5 protein-coding genes and 1 pseudogene are annotated in these 6,996 nt (G+C 72.9%); 3 read left to right on the forward strand and 3 right to left on the reverse strand.

Annotated elements, in window-relative coordinates; translation table 11 throughout:
- The coding region (locus tag QH283_RS11435) for a dihydrofolate reductase family protein (protein ID WP_280502985.1) at nucleotides 1-300 on the reverse strand (300 nt) is incomplete at its 3' end.
- Between the two features lie 35 nt (nucleotides 301-335).
- Between QH283_RS11435 and zapE the strand changes: the two genes are divergently transcribed.
- Nucleotides 336-1,358: a cell division protein ZapE gene (zapE, locus tag QH283_RS11440; RefSeq protein ID WP_280502986.1), complete on the forward strand. Its 1,023-nt coding sequence runs from the start codon at nucleotides 336-338 to the stop codon at nucleotides 1,356-1,358.
- 60 nt (nucleotides 1,359-1,418) lie between these two features.
- Here zapE and QH283_RS11445 read toward each other — a convergent pair whose 3' ends face one another.
- Nucleotides 1,419-1,958, reverse strand: a complete 540-nt coding sequence (locus QH283_RS11445) for a GNAT family N-acetyltransferase (protein ID WP_280502987.1) — start codon at nucleotides 1,956-1,958, stop codon at nucleotides 1,419-1,421.
- A 104-nt stretch (nucleotides 1,959-2,062) separates the two neighbouring features.
- Here QH283_RS11445 and QH283_RS11450 point away from each other — a divergent pair, with 104 nt between their 5' ends.
- Nucleotides 2,063-3,856: a flavin-containing monooxygenase gene (locus tag QH283_RS11450; protein ID WP_280502988.1), complete on the forward strand. Its 1,794-nt coding sequence runs from the start codon at nucleotides 2,063-2,065 to the stop codon at nucleotides 3,854-3,856.
- 132 nt (nucleotides 3,857-3,988) lie between these two features.
- On the forward strand, nucleotides 3,989-4,906 hold the full coding sequence (locus tag QH283_RS11455) for a LysR family transcriptional regulator (protein WP_280502989.1): 918 nt from the start codon (nucleotides 3,989-3,991) through the stop codon (nucleotides 4,904-4,906).
- A gap of 86 nt (nucleotides 4,907-4,992) precedes the next feature.
- Here the strand turns inward: QH283_RS11455 and QH283_RS11460 are convergent.
- Nucleotides 4,993-6,996, reverse strand: a pseudogene (locus QH283_RS11460) (hypothetical protein); the annotation flags it as partial.

The following is a 6,996-nucleotide window of genomic DNA, read 5'->3' on the forward strand; positions in this document are numbered from 1 at the left end:
GTCCCACAGCGCCCGCCGCCGCCCCCGGTCGGTGCGCGCGCCGCCGTAGTTCTCCGCGCGCGCGGTGCCCGCGCCCACCAGGATCACGTCGGTCAGATCACGCAGCAGCCCGAAGACGGTCTTGTCGGCCGGGGTGCCCAGCGCGGCGGTCAGGTCGCCGCTGGTGGCGGCCCCGTCCAGGCTGGAGACGAAGTTCGCCCGCACCCACGGCGCGTCGAGCCCCATCGGGTAGGCGTACAGATCGGTCAGACCGTCCGCGTCCAGGTCTGTGAGCTGGATCGCATTGGGGATACGCTGCATGAGGACAGATCACACCACGTCATTAGGCTTCGTCCATGCAAGAACGCCTTGTCGATCGCCATCCTGAGGTTCCGGCCGACCAGCTCGTCGCCCAGATGGTCCCCCCGCCCATGTTCGACGAGGTCAGCTTCTCCTCCTACATTCCCGACCCCGCGCAACCCTCCCAGGCCGCCGCGGTGCGCAAGGCGGAGTCCTTCGCGGGCGAGGTCGCCAAGATCCACAAGTCGTCGACCAAGAAGAGCCTGTTCGGCAAGAAGAAGCAGGTCACCGGCGCGGGCCTGTACCTCGACGGCGGCTTCGGCGTCGGCAAGACGCACCTGCTGGCCTCGATCTTCCACAGCTCGCCCGCGCCGAAGTCCTTCGGCACGTTCGGCGAGCTGACCAACCTCGTCGGCGCGCTGGGCTTCAACAACGCCCTCGAGCGCCTCGCGGGCAACAGCGTGCTGTGCATCGACGAGTTCGAGCTCGACGACCCGGGCGACACCATGCTGGTCTCACGGCTGCTCACCGAGCTGTCCGGGCGGGGCGTCTCCATCGCCGCCACCTCCAACACCCTGCCCGGCCAGCTGGGCGAGGGCCGCTTCGCCGCGCAGGACTTCATGCGCGAGATCAAGAAGCTCGGCTCGATCTTCGAGGCGGTGCGCGTGGACGGCCCCGACTACCGCCACCGCGACCTGCCGCCCGCACCCGAGCCCACCTCGCCCGAACTGCTCGCCGAACGCGCCGCGGCCACCCCGGGGTCCACCCTCGACGACTTCGACGCGCTGCTGACCCATCTGAGCAAGCTGCACCCGTCCAAGTACGGCGAACTGATCTCCGGGGTGAGCGCGGTCTTCGTCTCCGGCGTGCATCCGGTGACCGACCAGGCCGTGGCGCTGCGCATCGTCGTCCTCGCCGACCGCCTCTACGACGCGAGCGTGCCGGTCACGGTGTCCGGGGCCAAGCTGGACGAGATCTTCTCCCAGGAGATGCTCGACGGCGGCTACCGCAAGAAGTACCTGCGGGCCATCTCCCGTCTGCTGGCGCTTTCGCGCTTCGAGGCCGCCACCACTTCGTAGGACCTCCGGCGGCAGGCTCCGCGCCTGCCGTCGCCCTTGCCCGGACGACGGGCCCGTTGCTCAGAACAGCAGGCGCATCACGTAGTCGTTGTGCACCTGGGTGCCCACGGTGAACGTCTTGGTGCCGACGATCTCGAAACCGTGCTTGGCGTAGAACCGCTGGGCACGTGCGTTCTGCTGGTTGACGCCGAGCCACACGCCCGGATAGCCGCCCTCGCGGGCTATCGTCAGCGCCGCCTCCATGAGCGCGCTGGACACCCCGGTCCCGTGGTGGCCGGGCAGCACGTACATCTTGCTGATCTCCAGCGCCGGATGCAGGTCCACCACCTCGGCGACATCGGGGTCGGCCGGGTCGCCGGCGATCAGCATCGCGTAGCCGACGATCTCGTCGCCCGCCACCGCCTTGAGCACGATCCGGTCGGGGTCGTTGAGGTACTCGCCGAAGCGTTCGCCGGAGAGGACCTGCTCGACGAAGACCGCGATGTCCTCGGCGGTCGAGCCGGGCGGGCAGGCCAGTGGAAAGGTCGCGGCCGCAACATCGCTGAGGGCTTCGGCGTCCCACAGTCCGGCTCGGTCCACGATCACTGGCGTGTTGCTCATCGCTCCAGTACAGCACGCGGCCGGACGGCGGCCCGCCCCCGCCCGTCGGCAGATCTCACACCGCCGGGACCGGGACCGGTGTCCGGCGGGTAGGCTCGGAACCCATGACGAGCGGTAACCGCATCGCGGTCGTAGGTGCGGGCATTGCGGGCCTGGCGTGCGCGAAGGTGTTGAGCCGGGAGGGTTTCGCCGTCGAGGTGTTCGATCGCGCACCCGACGTGGGCGGTGTCTGGAGCGCCACCAGGCGTTATCCCGGTCTGCGGCTGCAGAACAGCAAGCTCACCTACCATTTCTCCGACTTCCCCATGCCGGCGGACTACCCGCAGGTGCCCGACGGCGCCCAGGTGCAGGCCTATCTGGAGCGCTACGTCCGTAACTTCGGGCTCGACGAGTTCCTGCGGCTGGGCACCGAGGTGGTGGCCGCCGACCCGGTGGACAGCGGCTGGCTGCTCGAGATCCGCGACGCGACCGGTGTGCACCGCACCTCCTGCGATCACCTGCTGGTGGCCAACGGGGTGTTCAGCGAGCCATCGGTTCCCGATTTCCGCGGCGTCGAAGCGTTCACCGCCGCGGGCGGCACGCTGGTGCACTCCTCGCGCTTCCTCGACCTGGAGGCAGCGCGCGGTCGCAATGTGGTGGTCGTCGGTTACGGCCAGTCCGCCTGTGACATCGCCGAAGCCGTGAGCCACGTGGCCACCAGCACCACGGTGGTCGCCCGCCGGTTGCTGTGGAAGATGCCGCGCAGCCTCGGCAAGAAGCTGGACTTCGAGCGGCTGTTCCTGAGCAGGCTCGGCGAGGCGCACTTCCGCTATCACGCCCCGCGCGGCGCCGAACGCTTCCTGCACGGGGCGGGAAGCTCCTTCCGTGACAGCGATTTCGACGTGCTGCAGGAGATGACCATCAAGCGCCTCGGCCTGCGCGAACTCGGCCTGGTGCCGGATGGCCGGTTCGAGGAGATCGCGCAGAGCACCACCAGCGTGGTGACCGAGGGCTTCTTCGAGCAGGTCCGCGAGGGCGCGATCCGGGTGCTGCGCGATCTCGAGGTGGTCGAGCTGTCCGGCCGGCCCGGCCCGGCCGCCGCCCACCTGAGCGACGGCTCGGCCCTGCACGCCGATCTGGTGATCGCGGCCACCGGTTTCCAGCAGCGCGTCGGCTTCCTCACCCCCTACATCCAGCGGCAGCTCACCGATGAGGACGGCAATTTCCGCCTGCACCGCAACATCCTGCCCACGCACGTCGCGAACCTGACCTTCGCCGGCTACAACTCCGGCCTGCTCGCCCCGCTGACCGCCGAGGTGACCGCGCACTGGATCGCCGACCACCTGCGGGGCAGGCTGCGACTACCCGATCCCGAGAAGCGCGAGGCCCGCATCGACGAGCGGCTGCGCTGGATGACCGCGGGCACCGGTGGTCACCACGCCAAGGGCACCACGGTCACGCCGTTCACCCTGCACACCATCGACGAACTGCTGGCCGACCTGAGATTCAAGGTCCCGCTGCGCCACCGCGGCGTGCAGTGGGCGCGACGGGTCAGGCCCGAGACCTACCGGGGCATCAACGAGCGCCACGGCAAGGCGTCCGCGCCTGCGCAGTCGCCGCCCGTCTCGGGCACGCCCGTCGCCGAGGAGCCTGCCCCCGCGGCGCTGCCCACGGCCGCGCAGCCCGAGCCTCGAGTTACGCAGCCCGATCCGCAAGCCGCGCAGCAGTACCCGCCGCGGCCGCCCGCCGCCCACCCGGTCGAGACGCCCGCGCAATCGCAGGGCTATCCGCGAGAGCAGGCCTTCGCAACCCCGCAGCGATTCCCTGATCAGGTGCGGCAACCGGCCGGCTCGCCTCGGCAGCAGTACCCGCCGCAGCACTATCCCGCGGCTCCGCAATATCCTGTGCAGCGGCGATGAAGTGCTCCGAGCTGCGCGGCTCGGTGATGCCGCCGGTAGTTGTGGTTCGTTGGCAATTTTCTGGCGACTAGCTCGCGGATTGCCGGGAGTGCAATCTTCGGTCCCGTGATTGCCATCTGTGATAATCCGTGAGTGGAGCCGCTCGATCTCAACCTGCTGGTTGCTCTGGATTCGCTGTTGGACTCCCGCAGCGTCACCGAGGCCGCCCGCCGCCTGCACACCTCGCCCTCGGCCATGAGCCGCACCCTGGCCAAACTGCGGCGGGTGCTCGGCGATCCGCTGCTGGTGCGCTCGGGCCGCAATCTGGTGCCGACTCCGCGCGCGCTGGAACTGCGCTCGGAGGTCGCCGCCCTGGTCGAACGCGGCCGGGCCGTGCTCACCCCGCGCAGTTCCGTCGATCCCGGTCGTCTGGAGCGCGGTTTCACCCTGCGCGCCGACGATCAAGTGCGCACCGAATTGGCAGGCCCGCTCGCGGTCGCCGTGCGCGCCGAGGCCCCGGGCGTCACCCTGCGCATGCTGCCCGACCCCGGGGAGGGCACCGCCGACCTGCGCGACGGCCGCGTCGATCTGGCCGTCGGCGTCCTCGGCCACACCGAGCCGGAGATCGTCACCCAGCGCCTGTTCGGCGACCGCCTCGTCGGCGTCGCCGTCCCCGACCATCCCCTCGTGACCGGCCGCGCCACCGTCGCCGCCTACGCGGGCGCCGCCCATCTCGCCGTCTCCGGCAGCGGCCGCCCGCGCGGCCCCATCGACGATCGCCTCATGCTGCACGGCCGCACCCGCCGCGTCCACGCCACCGTCCCCGACCTGCCCTCGGCGCTGCTGGCCGTCCGCTCCGGCGAATTCGTCTGCCCAGCACCGGCGCATCTGGCCGCCCGCGCCATCGACGCTCTCGGCCTGGCGACCTTCGAGATCCCGCTGCCGCTGCCGGAGATCACCATCGGCATGTCCTGGCACTCACGCAACACCGCCGACGGGGCGCACCGCTGGCTGCGCGACCGGGTCGCCGCCGTGCTGGTGCCGGAACAACAGCCGCCGCGCCGTCGTTGAGCCGGGCGAACGTCACCCGCTCGAGCCGCGCGAACGCCGCCTACCGCGCGGTGCGGCCGTGACGGATCCGCCACGGCCGCACCGGATCAGCGGCCCGAGTCCGGCGGGGTGTTCAGCGGACGGCCGAACGGCCCGGCCGGGTTGCGCTTCAACTCGTCCAGCATGGCCTGCAGCTTGTCGTGCGCGTCGTCCTCGGCCGTCGGCCGCGTGCCCGAGGGGGCCTCGGCGGTCTCCGGCACACTCACCTGCGGTCGCGCCGTGGGGGGCGTGAGATCGAACGGGGTGTCGACCCCCTGCCCGCCCTCGGCGGTCAGAGCGCTGGTCGGCGGGCCGAACGGGTTCTGTACCGGCGTCTGTCGCGGCGTGATGCCCGCTGCCTCGTTGCGCACGGTCACCCCCGAGGGCTGGTCGCCGCGCGGGGACAGCCGGGCCGGTTCGACGAGCGGCGCGGGCTGATCCGCCCAGCCGTCGGCCGCGCCAGAACCGGCCTGCCCAGAACCGGCCTGCCCGGAATCGGCGCCCGGGGCATCGGTGCCGGTGTCGACGTAGGCGGTCTCGGCGGCGAGCCGGTCCAGCTCACCCTGCCAGGCCTCCCGCCCCGGCACGGCGCCCGCGGCCGGCCCGGCGGGATCGGCGCCCGCGGGTGACGCGGCCGGATCAGCGGAGCCGCCCTGCTCGCCGGTCGGCAGATCCGCGGTCACCTGCGTGTCCCCGGTGTGCCTGCCCGCCGAGCGGGTGACGCCGAGCTGGGCGTCGCTCGGGGGAGCGGCATGCCCGGGATCACGACGAGGCAGACCGCCGCCCGCCCCGGCCTCACGGCGCGGCAGCGCGGTGCCGGGATCACGCGTGGGCAGGCCGCCGCCGCTCGGCGGGGCCACCTCACCGGTCGCACCACCGGTGCCGCGCTGCGGCAGGCCGTCGCCACCCGCACCCGGTCGCACGGTCTCGGGCTGCGGAAGCGCACCCTGCGGAGCACGCCGCGGCAGGCCGATGCCGGGATCCCGTTGCGGGAGAAGAGCATCGGTGGCATCAGGCGCTGTGGCCGCGCTGTCGCCGCGCCGGGGCAGTGCCGTCTCCCCGGCGTGCTGAGGCAGCGCCGACGCGGGTTCGCGTCGGGGGAGGTCGGCGCCGGGCCCGGGCTGGGCATGCCGGGAAGCGCTGCCGTGCTGCCCGGGGCCGGTGCCTCCCTGCGGCACATCGGTTTCCGGCAGATCCACACCGGAGCCGTGCCTCGACGCCTCGGCGTCGCGCGCGGGCAGGCCGGCGGGGGCCGAGGACTGCGCCTCGTCGGAGAGACCGGGCCCCGCGGGTGTCGCGGCGGCGTGCGGACGCGCGTGTCCGGCGGCCCGGCGCGGCAGCTTCCTGCCCGACCCGGTGGTCGCGAGATCGCTCGCCGCACTGTCCGCCGCGGGCTCGCTGGCGGCCCGCAGGCTGTGGGTCGCGCCGCCGACAGGCGCACTCGGTTCGCGCTGCGGCAGTCGTCCGCTCTCCTCGGCGGCACCGTGCCGCGAACCCGGCTCCGCGGAGTCGCCCGCACCGGCCTCGGCCGCCGCACGCCGGTCGGCGCGCCGCCCACCCCGCTGCGGCAGCGCGGACGCGCCTTCCGGCTCACCCGCGCTCTCGGCGCCGTCGGCGCGCAGGGCGGGAATCACCTCGGTCACCGGCGCATCGGCATCGGCGAGCTGCCTGGCCGCGGCCCCGCTCAGCGTCGCGCCACCCAGGTTCCGCTCGGCGGGCTCGGCATCGGCCTCGGACGGGATGCCCAGCGCGCGAGCAGCGGCTCCCGTGACGATCGCGGGGGCCGCCGACCGCGTGGTTTCCGGCTCCGCGAGGCGGCCGGACCCGGTGTCCTCCTCCGGCCTCGAATGCGCCGACGGACCCGCGGGCGCATCCGCTTCGGCCCCGGTGCGCGCGGGAGCCGACGAGTCCTCGGATGCGGTGTCCGTTCGCGCGGCATCAGCGGAACGCGCGTGCGCGGCCGCCCGGTCGGAATTCCCGGCGGGCAGCGCGATGCTCTCGCCTTCTTCCTGCGCCGCGGCGGCGGCCGCCTCCGCCTCGGCGAGCCGCCTGCGTTCGGCACGGCTCAACGG

It is taken from the genome of Nocardia farcinica, from assembly GCF_029867845.1.
In the GTDB taxonomy this organism is placed as follows: Bacteria; Actinomycetota; Actinomycetes; order Mycobacteriales; family Mycobacteriaceae; genus Nocardia; species Nocardia farcinica_A.

What these genes read in the sequence shown, in the direction of transcription:
- zapE (WP_280502986.1), top strand. Translation starts at nt 336, where the DNA reads ATGCAAGAACGCCTTGTCGATCGCCATCCTGAGGTTCCGGCCGACCAG.
- QH283_RS11445 (WP_280502987.1), bottom strand. Translation starts at nt 1,958, where the DNA reads ATGAGCAACACGCCAGTGATCGTGGACCGAGCCGGACTGTGGGACGCC.
- QH283_RS11450 (WP_280502988.1), top strand. Translation starts at nt 2,063, where the DNA reads ATGACGAGCGGTAACCGCATCGCGGTCGTAGGTGCGGGCATTGCGGGC.